Origin of the sequence: Pseudomonas sp. FP1740, assembly GCF_030687165.1 — a bacterium.
Lineage (GTDB): Bacteria > Pseudomonadota > Gammaproteobacteria > Pseudomonadales > Pseudomonadaceae > Aquipseudomonas.
Map to the genome: position 1 here is coordinate 5544864 of NZ_CP117461.1, position 16236 is coordinate 5561099.

At 60.2% G+C, this 16236-nt stretch carries 15 protein-coding genes and 1 pseudogene; 8 read left to right on the forward strand and 8 right to left on the reverse strand.

The genetic code is table 11. The annotated features are described in order from the left end of the window. Window positions 1-11: 11 nt before the first annotated feature. Window positions 12-1511: an efflux transporter outer membrane subunit gene (locus PSH69_RS24825; RefSeq protein WP_305410109.1), complete on the reverse strand. Its 1500-nt coding sequence runs from the start codon at window positions 1509-1511 to the stop codon at window positions 12-14. A gap of 218 nt (window positions 1512-1729) precedes the next feature. Between PSH69_RS24825 and PSH69_RS24830 the strand changes: the two genes are divergently transcribed. The 3 genes from PSH69_RS24830 to PSH69_RS24840 all read left to right on the forward strand — a co-directional run bounded on the left by PSH69_RS24830 (window position 1730) and on the right by PSH69_RS24840 (window position 4520). Continuing rightward, window positions 1730-2698, forward strand: coding sequence for a LysR family transcriptional regulator (locus PSH69_RS24830; protein ID WP_018927142.1), 969 nt, complete (start codon window positions 1730-1732; stop codon window positions 2696-2698). Window positions 2699-3033: 335 nt separating this feature from the next. Continuing rightward, window positions 3034-3408, forward strand: coding sequence for a DUF6124 family protein (locus PSH69_RS24835; RefSeq protein ID WP_305410110.1), 375 nt, complete (start codon window positions 3034-3036; stop codon window positions 3406-3408). Window positions 3409-3545: 137 nt separating this feature from the next. Beyond that, window positions 3546-4520, forward strand: a complete 975-nt coding sequence (locus tag PSH69_RS24840; protein ID WP_305410111.1) for a D-glycerate dehydrogenase — start codon at window positions 3546-3548, stop codon at window positions 4518-4520. 124 nt (window positions 4521-4644) lie between these two features. Here PSH69_RS24840 and PSH69_RS24845 read toward each other — a convergent pair whose 3' ends face one another. After that, window positions 4645-5547 carry a DMT family transporter gene (locus PSH69_RS24845; RefSeq protein WP_305410112.1) on the reverse strand — a complete coding sequence of 301 codons (903 nt, stop codon included), beginning with the start codon at window positions 5545-5547 and terminating at the stop codon, window positions 4645-4647. A 138-nt stretch (window positions 5548-5685) separates the two neighbouring features. Here PSH69_RS24845 and PSH69_RS24850 point away from each other — a divergent pair, with 138 nt between their 5' ends. Then, window positions 5686-6561, forward strand: a complete 876-nt coding sequence (locus PSH69_RS24850; RefSeq protein WP_305410113.1) for a helix-turn-helix domain-containing protein — start codon at window positions 5686-5688, stop codon at window positions 6559-6561. A gap of 107 nt (window positions 6562-6668) precedes the next feature. Here PSH69_RS24850 and PSH69_RS24855 read toward each other — a convergent pair whose 3' ends face one another. Then, complete coding sequence (locus PSH69_RS24855; RefSeq protein ID WP_064620217.1) at window positions 6669-7079, reverse strand: HPF/RaiA family ribosome-associated protein; 411 nt, start codon at window positions 7077-7079, stop codon at window positions 6669-6671. A 199-nt stretch (window positions 7080-7278) separates the two neighbouring features. Beyond that, the gene (locus tag PSH69_RS24860; RefSeq protein ID WP_018927148.1) at window positions 7279-8241 is read right to left on the reverse strand and encodes a LysR substrate-binding domain-containing protein; all 963 of its coding nucleotides are present in this window, start codon (window positions 8239-8241) and stop codon (window positions 7279-7281) included. A gap of 135 nt (window positions 8242-8376) precedes the next feature. On the opposite strand from PSH69_RS24860, the gene PSH69_RS24865 reads away from it, so the two are divergent. The 3 genes from PSH69_RS24865 to PSH69_RS24875 all read left to right on the forward strand — a co-directional run bounded on the left by PSH69_RS24865 (window position 8377) and on the right by PSH69_RS24875 (window position 11781). Next, on the forward strand, window positions 8377-9753 hold the full coding sequence (locus PSH69_RS24865) for an L-serine ammonia-lyase (protein ID WP_305410114.1): 1377 nt from the start codon (window positions 8377-8379) through the stop codon (window positions 9751-9753). A 198-nt stretch (window positions 9754-9951) separates the two neighbouring features. Further along, complete coding sequence (locus PSH69_RS24870) at window positions 9952-11253, forward strand: serine/threonine transporter (protein ID WP_305410115.1); 1302 nt, start codon at window positions 9952-9954, stop codon at window positions 11251-11253. Window positions 11254-11463: 210 nt separating this feature from the next. Further along, on the forward strand, window positions 11464-11781 hold the full coding sequence (locus tag PSH69_RS24875) for a DUF3509 domain-containing protein (RefSeq protein WP_305410116.1): 318 nt from the start codon (window positions 11464-11466) through the stop codon (window positions 11779-11781). Here the strand turns inward: PSH69_RS24875 and PSH69_RS24880 are convergent. Continuing rightward, window positions 11778-12278 carry a phosphate-starvation-inducible protein PsiE gene (locus PSH69_RS24880; RefSeq protein WP_018927152.1) on the reverse strand — a complete coding sequence of 167 codons (501 nt, stop codon included), beginning with the start codon at window positions 12276-12278 and terminating at the stop codon, window positions 11778-11780. The two genes, PSH69_RS24875 and PSH69_RS24880, sit on opposite strands and share 4 nt — an antisense overlap. Before the next feature lie 316 nt (window positions 12279-12594). On the opposite strand from PSH69_RS24880, the pseudogene PSH69_RS24885 reads away from it, so the two are divergent. After that, window positions 12595-12834 (forward strand): annotated as a pseudogene (locus PSH69_RS24885) (YebG family protein); the annotation flags it as partial. A gap of 173 nt (window positions 12835-13007) precedes the next feature. Here PSH69_RS24885 and PSH69_RS24890 read toward each other — a convergent pair. Genes PSH69_RS24890 through pdhA form a run of 3 tightly spaced genes read right to left on the reverse strand, consistent with a single transcriptional unit; the run spans window position 13008 to window position 16231 of the window. Then, entirely contained in the window at window positions 13008-14117 is a 1110-nt protein-coding gene (locus PSH69_RS24890; protein ID WP_305410117.1) for a dihydrolipoamide acetyltransferase family protein, read from the reverse strand. 40 nt (window positions 14118-14157) lie between these two features. Then, a complete protein-coding gene (locus PSH69_RS24895) occupies window positions 14158-15144 on the reverse strand; it encodes an alpha-ketoacid dehydrogenase subunit beta (RefSeq protein ID WP_305410118.1) in 987 nt (328 codons plus the stop codon). Continuing rightward, complete coding sequence (gene pdhA, locus PSH69_RS24900; RefSeq protein ID WP_019581136.1) at window positions 15137-16231, reverse strand: pyruvate dehydrogenase (acetyl-transferring) E1 component subunit alpha; 1095 nt, start codon at window positions 16229-16231, stop codon at window positions 15137-15139. Before pdhA ends, PSH69_RS24895 begins: the two co-directional genes overlap by 8 nt. Between the last annotated feature and the right edge of the window lie 5 nt (window positions 16232-16236).

Below are 16236 nucleotides of genomic sequence, written 5' to 3' on the forward strand. Positions count from 1 at the left end.
AAACGTCGTGCTCACTTCAAAAGGCTCGGGGTTTTCGGGGGCAAGGTTTTCTCGGCACTCGGGACGTCGTTGCCAGCGCCAAGACCTCCGCCCAAAGCAGTCACCAGCTCAGCATGAGCACTCAACCGCGCAGCCTGAACCTGCTGCTGCACTTGCTGTTGCTTGAACAGCAAAGTCTGCGCATTGAGTACGTTGAGGTAATCGGTGAGCCCACGTTGATAGGCGATCATCGCGATGTCGTAGGTCTTCTGCGCTGTGGCCACCGATTCGGCGGCGAACGTTTGCTGCTTGTCCATCGACTCGCGGCGGATCAACTGATCGGAGATGTTCTTCAGCGCATTGACCAGCGTCTGGTTGTATTTGGCCACGGCTATGTCATAACCGGCCGAGGCTTCACCCAGCTCGGAACGCAAGCGGCCGCCATCAAAAATCGGCAATGTAATCGCAGGCCCCACGCTGTAGTTGAGCTTCTTGCCGGTCAGGAACTCCAGCGCACCGCCGCCAGTGGCCATGTAACCGAGGCTGCCGACCAGATCGACGTTGGGGTAGAAGCCTGCGTGAGCGACATCGATGCCCCGCGCCTGGGCCGCCACTTGCCAGCGACTGGCAACCACGTCCGGGCGTTGACCGAGCAATTGCGCCGGCAGCGACGACGGTAACTTCAGTGCCGCCCCCAACGACAGCGTCGGCCGTTGCAACTGCGCGCCCTCCCCCGGTCCCTTACCGGCCAAGGCCGCGAGCTGGTTACGGCTGAGGGCGATTTCTTCATCCAGCGCATCAAGTTGGCGATGGGTTTCCGGTAGCGGCGTTTCGGCCTGGCTGACTTCGAAGTGCGTGCCGATGCCACCGTCCAGGCGTTTTTGCGCCAGGTCGAGGATTTGTTGTTGCTGCTTCAGGGTCGCCGCGACGATGTCCCGTTGCGCGTAATGCAACGAGAGCTCGATGTAGGCGCGCACGATGTTGTTCTGCAATTCGAGCTGGGCCTGCCGTGCTTCGGCAGCGCTCATGTGCGCCATGTCCACCGCTTGCTCGGTGGCGTTGCTTTCGCGCTCCCAGAGGTCGAGGGCATAGCTGAAGCCCAGCGCGGCGTTGTTGTCCCAAGTGGTGGTGTTGGCCAACTCACCGGGGCCGTAGAACTGATCGGTGGGCCAGTTGTGGCGTTTGAGGGTCGACTGGCCATTGATCTGCAGCGACTCGGCGGACTCGGCAATACCCGCCATGGACCAGGCCTGACGCACTCGCGCGGCGGCCATGGCCATGTTCGGACTGTCTTGCAGGGCGAGGGAGATCCAGCGGTTCAGTTGCGGGTCGCCGTAGACTTGCCACCATTGAGCGGTGGGCCAGTGAGCGTCCCGGGCGGCGCTCTGGATGGCTTCGTCGGTGGCCAGTGAATTGGCCTCCAGTGCCTTGCCTTGTGGGGCAATACCGCCGGTTCCGATGCAGCCGCTGATTGCCAGGGTTAAAGCCAAAACACTGAGCGTCTTGAGCGCTCTGTTGATGCGACGCGGCACTGCTGCGATTTCCTGAGGTGAGATAGATCCCCTGTTGGAGCTGTCGAGTGAAACGAAGCCGCTCCTACAGGATGGGCGTAATTCTAGGGGTGGGCCTTGTTGGCGATAAGCCGGGAATCTTGTGAATCTTTGTTACCGTTAACGAGATAATCCCTTGGTCGGGGTCTCAGTCTCTGAAACTTCGTGTCACAATTTGCCATCCGCCAAGAGAGCACCCCATGGACACTTTGCAAAACATGCGCGCCTTCAGTTACGTGGCCGAGGCCGGCAGCTTCACCGCCGCCGCCGTACAACTGGACACCACCACGGCCAACGTCTCGCGCGCGGTCTCCAACCTGGAGGCCCACCTGCAAACCCGCCTGCTCAACCGCACCACCCGGCGCATTGCCCTGACCGAAGCGGGCAAGCGCTATCTGTTGCGCTGCGAGCAGATCCTGGCCTATGTCGAAGAAGCCGAAGCCGAGGCCAGCGACGCCCACGCGCGCCCGGCCGGGCAACTCAAGGTGCACACCATGACCGGCATCGGTCAGCACTTCGTGATCGACGCCATCGCTCGCTACCGCAAGACCCACCCCGACGTGACCTTCGACCTGACCATGGCCAACCGTGTGCCGGACTTGCTCGACGAGGGCTACGACGTGTCCATCGTGCTCGCCAGCGAACTGCCCGACTCGGGCTTCGTCTCCCAGCGTTTGGGCATCACCTACAGCATCGTTTGCGCATCCCCCGCCTATGTAAAAGCCAACGGCTGCGCGCAGAAGCCCAGCGATTTGCTCAATCACATGTGCTTGCGCCTGGTGAGCCCGGTGATCCCACTGGAAAAGTGGGCTTTCGATGGCCCCGAAGGCCAGGAAATGGTCACCATCAACAGCTCACCGTTCTTGGTGAACTCCGCTGACGCGATGAAGACAGCGATTACCAGCGGCATGGGGGTTGGGGTGTTGCCGGTGTATGCGGCGATTGAAGGGCTGCGCAACGGTACGCTGGTGCGGGTGATGCCAAAGTACCGCTCGCAGGAATTGAATCTGTACGCGATTTACCCATCGCGACAGTATCTGGACGCGAAGATCAAGACCTGGGTCGAGTACTTGCGCGGGTCGTTGCCGGAGATTCTGGCGGCGCATCAGGCGGAATTGGCGGCGTATGAATTGAGCGGCAGCTTGGGTGGGGCTCGGCTGGCGAACTGATTTCACGGTCCTACAGATGCGGTGGTTTTTGGGGAGGTTTCCGACAAGTTTTGGCGGTTGTTGCGTCGGAAGCGAAGTGGGTAGGCTTTGTGGGTCGCTGCAAAATCAGCGATCAGGTCTGGAAAACCTGGCGAACACTGACCACACCCCATGGCATACTGCGGCGCTTTTTACTGCACGCAATCCTTGTTATGGCGGCTGTGCGCGGGAGACCTTCGGGTCTGCCGGGTTTTGGTGGGTGTTCCGGTTTTTCCAGTCCGCGCACAGCTGCCACCCTTTCGTCTGGAAAACGAAAGATGGCAGTTCCACTTCATCTGCCAATGAGTAACTTCCGCATGATTAAAGAAACACCGAACCCTCCGGAAACCGACGACGTTTCCCCCTACGAATCTCTCGATTCGAAAAAACTCAACGAAGCCGCCGAACGAGCGCTCGATCACTACCTCAAGCCCACTCCGAAAAAACCAGAAGGCCGCAAGCCAAGCAGGATGTTTCAGGTCGCGCCGGACATGGACAACGAGAGCCTGCTGGCCCATGTCTGCGAATCCCTGGCCTCGGCCAGCGTCATGACCAGCGACATTGCCGCCTATGTCGACGCCCCGCAGCGCCATACGATCCTGGCGATCCAGCAGGTCATCATGCTCGCGGAGTTAGCAGTGAACCGAGTGCTGGATAACGTCGACATACCAAAACCCGCGCCACACAGCTGATCCCTTGTGGGAGTGGGCCACAACCTCACTCCCACAATTTTGGATGGCGTACACCCGGGCAATCCGAGCACTCGCATAATGTCCGCGAAGAATGTTAGCTTGCTTGGCAATCTCCATGCCCGACGAGCCCCTCTCCAATGAAAAAAACCGTCCTCGCCTTCAGCCGCATCACCCCGCCCATGATCGAACGCCTGCAACAGGATTTCGATGTGATCGTGCCGAACCCGAAAAACGGCGACATCGCCGCCCAGTTCAACGAAGCCCTGCCCCACGCCCATGGCCTGATCGGCGTTGGTCGCAAACTCGGCCGGGCGCAACTGGAAAACGCCAGCAAACTGGAAGTGGTGTCCAGCGTCTCCGTCGGCTACGACAACTATGACCTCGCCTACTTCAACGAACGCGGGATCATGCTCACCAACACCCCCGACGTGCTCACCGAAAGCACCGCCGACCTGGCCTTCGCCCTGCTCATGAGCAGCGCCCGCCGCGTCGCCGAGCTGGACGCCTGGACCAAGGCAGGCCAATGGCAAGCCACCGTCGGTGCGCCGTTGTTCGGCAGCGATGTGCATGGCAAAACCTTAGGCATCGTCGGCATGGGCAACATCGGCGCGGCCATCGCCCGTCGTGGTCGACTGGGCTTCAACATGCCGGTCATCTACAGCGGCAACAGCCGCAAGACCGCACTGGAACAGGAACTCGGCGCACAGTTCCGTAGCCTGGATCAACTGCTGGCCGAAGCCGATTTCGTCTGCCTGGTGGTGCCGCTCAGCGAAAAAACCAGGCACCTGATCAGCTATCGCGAACTGGCGCTGATGAAACCGAGCGCCATTCTGGTGAACATCGCCCGTGGCCCGGTGGTGGACGAACCGGCGCTGGTCGAAGCGCTGCAAAACAACCGGATTCGTGGCGCCGGGCTGGACGTCTACGAGAAAGAACCACTGGCTGAATCACCGCTGTTCCAACTGAAAAACGCCGTGACCCTGCCGCATATCGGCTCGGCCACGCACGAAACCCGCGAAGCCATGGCCAACCGTGCACTGGCTAACTTGCGCAGTGCCTTGTTGGGTGAAAGACCGCAGGATCTGGTGAACCCACAAGTGTGGAAAGGCTGATCAAAACGGGCGGGGGTTTTAAACGCCTGCCTGCTCTCGGCATATTGTCGACTTCATATTGCCGTTGCTGATTTATATCGCTATCAGAATCGAGCGCTGAGTTGTTCAGCGCTCGGTCAAAACATCAGGCCAATTTGCCGCTTCCCTGCACCATCGGTGCCTTGGGCTTACGAAACACCAGCACATTGCCCAACATCACCAGCACCAACCCCACCAATGCCGGCGCCGTCCATTGATAGCCCTCGGCAAACGCCGACACATTCAGCGCCACCACCGGGAACAACACGGTGCAATACGCCGCCCGCTCCGGCCCCATGCGCCCGACCAGCGTCAGGTAGGCGGTGAAGCCTATCACCGAGCCCGGTATCACCAGGTACAGCAACGAGCCGATGTAACGGACGCTCCATTCCATGTCGAACGGGATGCCTTTGACCAGGCACCACACCGACAACATCGCTGCGCCATAAGCCATGCCCCAGGCATTGGTGGTCAGGGGTTTCAGGCCGGCCCTCTGCTGCAGACTCGACAACATGTTGCCCGCCGAGAAGCACAAGGTTCCGAGCAACGCCAGAGCCAACCCGAGCAAGGTTTCCGGGCTGGCGGTATGACCGGCAAGTTCCGGCCAAAACAACAGACCAAGACCGAGCAAGCCCAACGCGCCGCCCATCAACACATTTCGAGCGATTTTCTGGCCGAAGAACACCCGCGCATTGAAGGCGTTCCACAACGTGGCGGTGGAAAACACCACGGCGACCAGACCGCTGGGGATCCACTGGCTGGCGGTGAGGAAGCACATGAAATTGATACAGAACAGGCACAGCCCCTGCGCCAGGCAAATCAGATGCCCGCGACGGTTCATCACTTGCAGACGCCGGCTAAGCAACAACATCACGAACAGCACCAGCGCGGCGAGGCCGAAGCGATAGACGATCGACACCGGAATCGCCACCACGCCCAGTTGCCATTTCAAGGCAATCCAGGTGGTGCCCCAGATCAATACGGTCAGCAGGTATAACGAGAGGTTCATGGTGAAGACTCCTGAATAGGCCTTCAGTGTCCTGCGCGACACCCTTTTGCACTTGCATAAACTTGCGCTTTTGTCGGTCGGCAGGCTGGCAGGCCAGCGTCTACGGAGTAGGATGCAAGGCGTTGGAGAGAACCGATCATGGCCGCACTGGAAACGTTGCAAGTCTTTCAAGCCCTCAACCGCTCGCCCAATGCTCGCCTGGAGCACAGCGCCGAGCTCGGTGACGGCATGGCTGCGGCTTTGTGGAGCAACCACCATGACGCTCAGGACTACGAAGCGCCGAGCCATCACACTTTGTCGTGCTACATCGCCGGCGGTACCGGCACCTTTCGTCGCGACCAGCCCGGCACCAAGGGCGGCCCGGACAAGCTGTGCATTCTGCCGGCCGACCATCAGTCAGGCTGGGTGATCAACGGCGACATTCGCCTGGCCCACCTGTATTTCAGCCCCGAACAATTTGCCCTCGGCTGTGTCACGCTGCTGGATCGCGAACCGCGTGAATTGCAGTTGCGCGAGCGCACGTTCCTCGAAGACCCGCAGCAAGTACGGCACTTTCGGCAGTTGATCAGCCTCAACTGGGACGAACCCGGCGAACGCTTGCTCACCAGCAGCCTGGCCCACGAGATGCTCAGCCACGCCTTGCTCAGCCAGGTTGGTGTGCGTCAGGGCCTGCGCCTCAAGGGTGGATTGGCGGCGCATCAGCGGCGGCAACTGGTGGAGTTCATCGACAGTCAGTTGGCGGAAGCGATCAGCCTTGGACAATTGGCGAGCTTGTGCGCGCTGTCGGAATATCACTTTGCGCGGATGTTTCGTGTGAGCTTCGGCTTGCCGCCGCATCAGTATGTGTTGGCGCGGCGATTGAGCCGGGCTCGGGAGTTGTTGCGCGCAACATCGCAGCCAATGGGTGAGATCGCGCTGGCGTGCGGGTTTGCCAGTGCGAGCCATTTCACCAACCGGTTTCGCCAGGCGTTGGGTGGGACGCCTGGGGAGTATCGGCAGGCGTTTTTACGCTAGAACAAAGAGTAAAAGATCGCAGCCTTCGGCAGCTCTCGCGCCAGAAACAAAACGGGCCTGCAATCGCAGGCCCGTTTTAATCAGGAAGGTAAAAGGTGAATCAGGCCTCAGCCGTTGAGTGCAGCCTGTTCGTTCTCGAGAAACTCATCCTCAAGCAGCGCATCGGCATGAGCGCCCCTGTCGAACGGCACCACAGCGGCGCGTGGTTTGCCGCGTAATTTGCCAAACATATGCTCCAGCGCATGTTCAAGTTTTTCGGCTGCCCCGTCGATCGCCAGTTCCAGGGAGTCAGCTTTATGGGTAACGGAAATTGGTTGGTGGCCTTTTGGCCGCGCTTCCAGCTGGCAGCGCATGTCATGGGGACCAGGCTTGTCGCCGTTCTCGTCCCGCAGATGGACCTCGACGCGGGTCAGGTCCTCTTCATAACGTTCGAGCGTGCTCTCAATGGTAGTACGTACCCACTCCTCCAGTCGTTTACTGCTTTGAATATGGTTATCGCTGTTGACTTGGATTTGCATAGTTCTTCCCTTATTTCAGCTAGCTCGCAAGAGGCGCATCGGCTGGCCCTTGGGCGTCATCACCGCAACCTCTTGGTTACACAATCGGTGTGTGCGCGGAACATTTCAAGCCCTAAAAAAAGATAAATATTCATACGCAAAAAAAGCCGGACAACGAGCAAAAGCGCTGTTAATGTCGGGAGTTGGGTCGGCCCTGTCTTCAGTCACAAATGGTCACATCTGCCGCGCCCCCCAGCGGATGCAGGTCACGAAAAATCCCCGCCTCTTCCACCAGCCAGTCATGCACCGCGCGCACGCCCGGATGGCTCAGCGCACCCGGCGCGTAGAGCAGCACGTAGCGCTTGTGATTAGGCACCGCCAGGCCAAACGGCACGATCAGCGTGCCCCGTTCCAGCTCATCGTTAAGCAGCGTTCGCCGCGCAATCGCCACGCCCATCCCGGCAATCGCCGCTTCGATGGTCAGGTGATTGCGGTTGAAGGTGTGCCCGCGCCGCACGTCCGCGCCTTCGAAACCGATGGCATTGAGGTAAAACTCCCATTCCGCGTACTCGTAGCTACCGCGCCACGCGGTGATGTCATGCAACAACGGGAAGTGCATCAAGTCTGCCGGGCCGTGCAGCGGCGGCCGCCCTCGCAACAGGCTCGGGGCGCACACCGGAAATATCTGCTCGTCGAGCAAGGCTGTGGATAACAATCCGGGATAGCTGCCGTCATTCAGATCGATCGCCAGGTCGAAATCTCCCTCGTGCAACGGCACGCTGCTGTCCTCCGCCACCAGGCGCAATTGAATGTCCGGAAAACGCTGCTGCAAACGCGGCAAACGCGGGGTCAGCCATTTGCTCAGGAACGAGGGAATCGAACGCACCCGCAAAATCCCGCTGATCATTCCCGCATCCAGTCGTCTCAATTCTGCGTCGATGCTGCCGTAAGCCTCGTTGACCGTAATGGCCAGGCGCTGGCCTTGCGCACTCAATTCCACGCCACGAGCGCGACGGTGGAACAGGCGAAAACCCAGCCGTTCTTCCAGTTGCCGAATTTGCTGACTGACCGCACCCGGCGTGATGTGCAGTTCTTCGGCACAACGGGTGAACGACAGGTGCCGCGCGGCACAGGAAAACACGTGCAGCCAGACGTAAGTCTGGGCGTGCAATTGACGACTCATCGTTTAGTCCTGCTAAAGGCTGTCTTAGGAAGTTTCGTTGGTCACGTAGGACCGAGGTAGGCAGTATCGCCGACATTGCGCTTGGCCTACAAAAATGGCGGCGATTTCTCTTCCATTGCTTGTATAGGCTTTAGCATGGCTATCAGTGTTTTCGATCTCTTCAAAGTCGGCATCGGTCCGTCCAGTTCCCACACCGTCGGCCCGATGCGCGCTGCAGCGACCTTTGCCCAAGCATTGATTGACCAGCATTTACTGGCCGCCGTCCGTCGGGTCGAAATCCGGCTTTACGGTTCGCTTTCAGCCACCGGCGTCGGCCATGCCACCGACCGCGCCTGTGTCATGGGCCTGATGGGCGAATGGCCGGATAGCATCGACCCGACCACCATCGATTCGCGTATCCAGCACCTGCGGGAAACCGGCAAGCTGTCCCTGGCCGGCAAAGCGACCATCGCCTTCAACTGGCAGCACGATCTTCTGCTGCTCGACGAGAGCCTGCCCTACCACCCTAACGCCATGTCCCTGACAGCCTTCGGCGAAACCGGTGAGCTGTTCGAGCAGACGTACTACTCGGTGGGCGGCGGTTTCATCATCGACGCGGCCGAAGCCGAGTCGGGCATTGCGCCGGCCAGCGACGTCGTGCTGCCGTACGATTTCTCCAGCGCCGCCGAATTGCTCAAGCTCTGCAAACAGCAAGGTCTACGGGTGTCCGAATTGATGATGGCCAATGAATTGGCCTGGCGCAGCGAAGCCGAAGTCCGTCAGGGCCTGTTGCACATCTGGTCGGTAATGCGCGAGTGCGTCGAGCAAGGCTTGCGTCACGAAGGCATCCTTCCCGGCGGTCTGAACGTTCCGCGCCGCGCCGCGAAATTGCATCGCAGCCTGTTGGAAATCGGCAAACCGAACGTCATCAGCTCCACCCTGTCGGCCATGGAGTGGGTGAACCTGTTCGCCCTCGCCGTGAACGAAGAAAACGCCGCGGGCGGACGGATGGTCACCGCACCTACAAACGGGGCGGCGGGGATCATTCCGGCCGTGCTGCACTACTACATGAAATTCAACCCGGACGCGTCGGACGAAGACGTCGTGGCGTTCTTTTTGGGCGCGGCCGCCGTAGGCATTCTCTGCAAGAAAAACGCCTCGATCTCTGGCGCCGAAGTCGGCTGCCAGGGCGAGGTCGGCTCCGCCTGTGCCATGGCCGCCGCCGGTTTGGCCGACGTGCTCGGCGCCACCCCGGAACAACTGGAAAACGCCGCCGAAATCGGCCTGGAACACAACCTCGGCCTGACCTGCGACCCGGTTGGAGGCCTGGTGCAAGTGCCGTGCATCGAGCGCAACGCAATTGCCGCGGTGAAGGCGATCAACGCCACGCAAATGGCCCTGCGCGGCGACGGCAAACACTTCATTTCCCTGGACCGGGTGATCCGCACCATGCGCGATACCGGTGCCGATATGCACGACAAATACAAAGAAACTTCACGGGGCGGCCTGGCGGTTAGCTGGGTGGAATGCTGAGGAGCATTTCCTGACCGTCCCGGCAGGCCGTTTGAAACGTAGCGAGCGAAGACAAGGCAAAAACAGGCGAGGAAGCGGAGTTTACTGGCTGTAAATGAGCATTCCGAGCCTGTTTTTAACGCAGGATTGTCGAGCGCAGTAGTTTCAAACGGCCTGCCCGCCGTGAGCCCGAGCAAAAACAATAACGAGGCGAAAACGATGACCGATGTACGTATACCAGCTGCCGATAATCCCGCTGTAGACCTCACACACAGTAGCGAAATAATCCACAAAGGCTGGAGTAAACACGACACCACCTGGATGCTTGGCCTCTATGGCACGGCAATTGGCGCCGGCACGCTGTTTTTGCCGATCAACGCCGGCGTGGGTGGTTTCTGGCCGCTGCTGATCCTGGCAGTGCTGGCGTTTCCGATGACATTCTTTGCACACCGCGGTCTGACTCGTTTCGTGTTGTCCGGCCGTTCCGGGGACATCACTGAAGTGGTGGAAGAACACTTCGGCATCGGTGCCGGCAAGCTGATCACGCTGCTGTATTTCTTCGCAATTTTCCCGATTCTGCTGGTGTACAGCGTGGCGCTGACCAATACCCTGAGCAGTCTCATGGAGCACCAGTTGCACATGACGCCACCGCCTCGGGCGATCCTGTCACTGGGGCTGATTCTAGGCCTGATGGCCATCGTCCGTTGTGGCCAGGGCGTCATCGTCAAATGCATGAGTGTGCTGGTTTACCCGTTCGTCGCGGCATTGCTGCTACTGGGCATCAGCCTGATCCCGAACTGGAACGGCGCGTTCTTCGCCACCGCCAGTGAAGGCATGCCGCTGCCGCTGTTCTTCAAGACCTTGTGGCTGGCGATCCCGGTGATGGTGTTCTCGTTCAATCATTCGCCGATCATTTCGGCCTTCGCCGTCGATCAGAAGCAGCGTTACGGCAAGCAAGCCGAACGCAAAAGCAGCGGCATTCTGGCGATCGCTCACGCCATGATGGTCGTCACGGTGATGTTCTTTTGCTTCAGCTGCGTGCTGGCGTTGTCCCCGGCTGATTTGGCCGCGGCGAAGGCGCAGAACATTTCGATCCTGTCGTACCTGGCCAACCACTTCCAGACGCCGGTCATCGCTTACGCCGCGCCGCTGATTGCGCTGGTGGCAATCACCAAATCCTTCCTGGGCCATTACATCGGCGCCAGCGAAGGCTTTCAGGGCCTGATCGTGAAAAGCCTGCGTGGTCGTGGTCGAGTCGTCTCTGCCCGCTGGCTGAACCGCCTCACTGCGCTGTTCATGATCCTCAGTTGCTGGGCCGTGGCGACTTTCAATCCGAGCATCCTGGGCATGATCGAAACCCTCGGTGGGCCGATCATCGCCTGCCTGTTGTTCCTGATGCCGATGTACGCCATCCGCCGCGTGCCAGCCTTGCGCCAGTACTCGGGCCAGGCCTCGAACGTGTTCGTGGTGTTGGTCGGTCTGATTGCACTGTCTGCGATCATCTATTCATTTATGCCCTGAAACGGGCAGGCAAAAAGAAGGCGGGCCAAGGTGCCCGCCGTTTTTTTGCCGTAAACATTGTCCGACAGTTTTTCCGGCATGCCCCTTGCTATCTCCCTTGTGCGGCACGGAAGAAAGCGCATGAACATGGAAGGCCAGTGGTCTGGTATTGCGAACTAATCCCGATCATGGCCGTCAACAACTGCACGTTCAATCAGGCGGTGACGCATTATGGACAACCCTTTTCAGCTCATTACCGATGCTTTTGCAGCGGATTATCAAATCAACCTGAGCATCCAGGGCCTGGACGGCAGCATCATGCTGACCCTCTCCAACGCTGGCCGTGTGGTGGCCAAACGGATGATCAGCGCCGAACAACGCAATGACCCCAAGCGCCTCAAACGCCTGGTGCAAAGCATTCAATTCGGCATCGCCATCGAACAGGGTCAATGCGCCGTGGCCATCCTCGAAGCCATGACCGACGGCGACAACCGTAAGCTGCCGCCGCCACAGGCCAAAGCCCGGCCCCGACCTGAAGTCGGGTTTTAAAGCTCGCCCTTCTCCACTTCGGGATGCTCACCGGAACCCGCACCGATCTTGCGCTGCGGGTGTTCGATCTTCACCGAAGGAAATTGCGACGAGGCATAACGCACCACCAGAATCGAAAACGCCAGCAGCAGGATCCCGCCGCACAGGTAGATGATCCCCAGGTCCGGCGGATTGTGGTGCGAGACGTTGGAGATCAGCAGCCGTGTCAGCGCCGTGATCGCCACGTAGATCAGGAACCGCACCGGCATGTGGTTGGTCTTGAAGTAAATCCCGACCATCGCCCCGAGTTCCAGGTAGATGAACAGCAACAGGATGTCATCGATCTTGATGTGCCCCTGCTCCAGCATCCCGATGAACTCCATGACCGCCGCCCAGGCAGTCACCGCACCGATGGCGAACAGCGCCAGGTAGTGGAAGGTCTCGACAAACAGGTTGCCCAGGGACTCGGCCAGTTGATGCACGTTCTGCCGCAGGTTCTCGGCCCAGTTGATTTTCACGATGATTGTTCCTTAGCTCGGTTCGAGCGGATGATGCGGGTTGGACGTGACGGTTGTTCTGCATGCAGAAAAAAGGCCAGGGGTTGCCTGCCACATGATGGCGAGGTGCTTTAAAACACGCTCCGTGGCGTTTGGTCGCAGGTCAACACCAAACCTGTAGCCGCGAATGGAGCGCCACCGTTCACCTGACAAACCCCGAATCCGGTCTACATTAAAAAGCCACTACCCAAAGCGCAGGGATTCGCTTATCCTTTTCGCTGTATATAGATACAGTAGTCGCAAAGACAACTAAATGTGAAGGCATGTGAGGTGGTGAATGGCCGTCGAAGTGGTATACCGCAGCAGCCGAGATCTGGAGCGCTTGTTCATGGATAAAGCCGAAGCTGACCGTCATGACAAAATGCTCGAACTGGCCGAATTGCTGGCTGAAGTGTTGCAAAAAGCCGTTCCGTCCCTGACCGAACAGCAAGTGGAAGAAGCCGGGATCTACATGGCGAAAAACCGCGATGTGTTCGCCAAGGCGTTCAAGAGCCAGCCGGACGCACTGTCCGAATTGCTCAACGTGCCGGCTGAAGTCGCTAAACCTGTTGAAGTGGCTGCACCTGTTGAAGTGGAGCAAGCTGAGCCGACCAAGCCAGCCAAAGCCGCCAAGACGCCGAAGTAAGCAATGCCCGAATTGAATAGGCCCTGAGTCCAATGGCTCAGGGCCTTTTTCATGCCCGCAGAAAATCAGGCGTCAGGCTGCTCCAGTGCGTCGACCAGCGCCTTGAAAAACCGCGCCGCCTCACCGCCGGTGACCACGCGGTGATCGAAGGTCAAGGACAGCGGCAGGATCGGATGCACCGCCACCGCCCCCTCGACCGCCACCGGTTCATCGCGGATCGCCCCGGCGGCGAGGATCGCCACTTGCGGCGGCACCACCACCGGGTTGGCGTAGCGACCGAACAAGGTGCCGAAATTCGACAGAGTCAGGGTCGCACCCATCATTTCCTTGGGCGGAATCGAACGCGCCTGCACATCGGCGCGCAGGCGCATCACACCTTCCTTTAAATCCGCCGACGTGCGATTGCCGACATCGCGCAGCACCGGCACGAACAAACCGTCCGGTGTATCCACGGCAATGCCCAGGTCGAGCCGTTCGTGTTGTTTGAGCGACAGGGTTTTGCCATCGAAGCCGCTATTGAGCACTGGCTCCACCGCGCAGGCCGCCGCCATGGCTTTGGCCAGACGAATCAGTGGTTCTCGCGCCTGCCCCCAGCGATGCAGATCGGCATCGCCGAAAATCGTCACCGGCACCACTTCGGCATGGGACCTGGCCATGTTCAGCGCCATGCTGCGCCGCACACCGCGCAGCTTCTCACCGCCGAAACGCTCACGCTCCGTCTGGGCCGCATTTTCCACATCGCTGCGGGTGATCTGACCGTCCTGGCCGGAGCCGACCAAGGCGCTCAGTTCAACGCCCAGTTGTCGCGCCAATTGACGCACTGCTGGCGTGGCGCGGTTCGCCAGGTATTCGCGGGTCGAAGGCGCGGAGCCGATAAAAAAGGCATCCTCCTGATTCGTGCCGCCGCCCTCAAGCCGTCCGACCACGGTGCCCGCATCCGCTTCGCCTTCGTAACCGAGCAACGGCTCCCCCACATGCAGGATGTCGCCCTCGCCGCCGAAGGTTTTCGCCACCACGCCGTCGTAAGGCGCGGGAATGTCCACCAGCGCCTTGGCGGTTTCCACCGACACCAGCAATTGATCAGCCTGGACGGTATCGCCGACCTTGACGTGCCAGCGGACGATTTCCGCCTCCTGCAAACCTTCGCCCAGATCCGGCAGTTTGAAGTATTTCATCGTAACCTCCTCGGCCTCTGGCGTTTCTTCAAGGGCTTCTTCAGGCGTGGCGCAGCACGGTGTCACAGGCGTGAAGAATGTCCTCGACGCCGGGCATGTACAGCGATTCCAGTCGATACAGCGGTGGCGGGATGTCCGGCGCAGTGACTCGCTGGATCGGTGCCTGCAACTGCAGAAACACCCGCTCGTAGAGACTGGCGGCGATTTCCGCGCCGACCCCGCAGGAGCGCGGCGCCTCATGCACGATCACGCAGTGACCGGTCTTGCGCACCGAGGCCTCCATCGTGTCGAGGTCCAACGGTTTAATGCTGGCGACATCGATCACTTCCGCCGAGATGCCCTGCTCGGCCAACGCTGTGGCAGCTTGCAGGGTTTCCATCACACTGGCGCCCCAACTGATCAAGGTGATGTCGCTGCCTTCGCGCAGGGTGAAGCAGCTGTCCAGCGGCAAGCGTTTACCGTCATCCAACAACGGTTGCGGGTTCATGCGATAGAGTCGGGTCGGTTCGAGAAAGATCACCGGGTCCGGGTCGTCGATGGCCGCGAGCAACAAACCATAGGCCCGGGCCGGCGAGGACGGGATCACCACCCGCAACCCCGGAATGTGCGCGAACAGTGCTTCGGTGCTTTCGCTGTGATGTTCCGGCGCACGAATCCCGGCGCCCATCGGCGAGCGCAGCACCATCGGGCAAGTGAGCCTCCCGCGCGTGCGATTGCGCATGCGACTGGCGTGGGACACCAGGTGCTCCATGGTGGCGTAGATAAACCCCATGAACTGGATTTCCACCACCGGTTTCAAGCCTTGGGCCGCCATGCCCACTGCCAGCCCGCTGATCATGGTTTCGGCCAGCGGCGAATCGATGACCCGCTTGAAACCAAAGCTGTCGCGCAGGCCCAGCGTGGCGCGAAACACGCCACCGTTCACCCCGACGTCTTCACCCAGGACGATAACGTTCTCGTCCTCGCGCATGGCCCGATGCAACGCCAGATTCACCGCCTCCAGCAGCGTTACCTTACCGTTACTCATGGCCCGAACCTCCCGTCCGGCGCGCCACTCGTTCGAGGAAGTCTTCACGCTGCTCGGCCAGGGCTGGCGGCCACTGGGCGTAGACATGATCGATCACTGATGCCGGCGCCTGCAGGCCCGCCGCTTCGAAGTTATCCACAGCAACCTGCACCAACCCCTGGCATTCGCTGATCAGCGCCTGTTCGCGGCTTTCATCCCACACGCCCTGCCCTACCATGAAACGCTGCAGGCGTTTGATCGGTTCTTCGAGCCAGGCTTGCTTGACCTCGTCCGCCGAGCGGTAGCGTGTGGCATCGTCGGCCGTGGTGTGATCGCCGAGACGATAGCTCAGGCATTCGAGCAACACCGGGCCTTTGCCGTGGCGCGCCCGTTCGAGGGCCGCTTGCACGCGGTCATACACGGCGAGTATGTCATTGCCGTCGACTTGCTCGCCGTGGAACCCGGCGCCAATAGCTTTCTGCGCCAACGTGGGAGCGCCGCACTGAATTCGTCGCGGTACCGAGATCGCCCATTGGTTGTTGTTGACTATGAACACCACCGGCAACTGCCAGGCGCCAGCGACATTGAGGGCCTCGAGAAAATCACCTTTGCTGGTGCCGCCATCGCCGCAGGTGGTGACGGCGACCCGATGCTCGCCACGGATCTTGAATGCGCTGGCGACGCCACAGGCATGCAAGGCCTGGGTGGCGATCGGCACACAGATCGGGAAATCCTGCGCCACCGCCGGGTCGACAAAGTCGCTGCCACGCTCATCGCCGCCCCAATACAACAGGATTTCTTCCATGCGCACGCCACGCATCAGCTGCACGGCGGTGTCGCGGTAATACGGGATCAGCACGTCTTCGGCGTGCATCAGGCTGCCGACCGCAACGCCAATGGCTTCCTGGCCCAGGGTCGGCGCGTAGGTACCGATGCGCCCGGTGCGTTGCAGGGCGACCGCTTTCTGGTCAAAAAGGCGGGTCAGGACCATCTGCCGATACAGGCGTGTCAACAGATTGAAGTCGTCGGCCCAGGGAGGGAGATCGCAGAGCACCTGGCCGTCAGGGGATAAAAAACGGGTGTAGGGCAGCTCAACCTTGTGAAGCATCACAG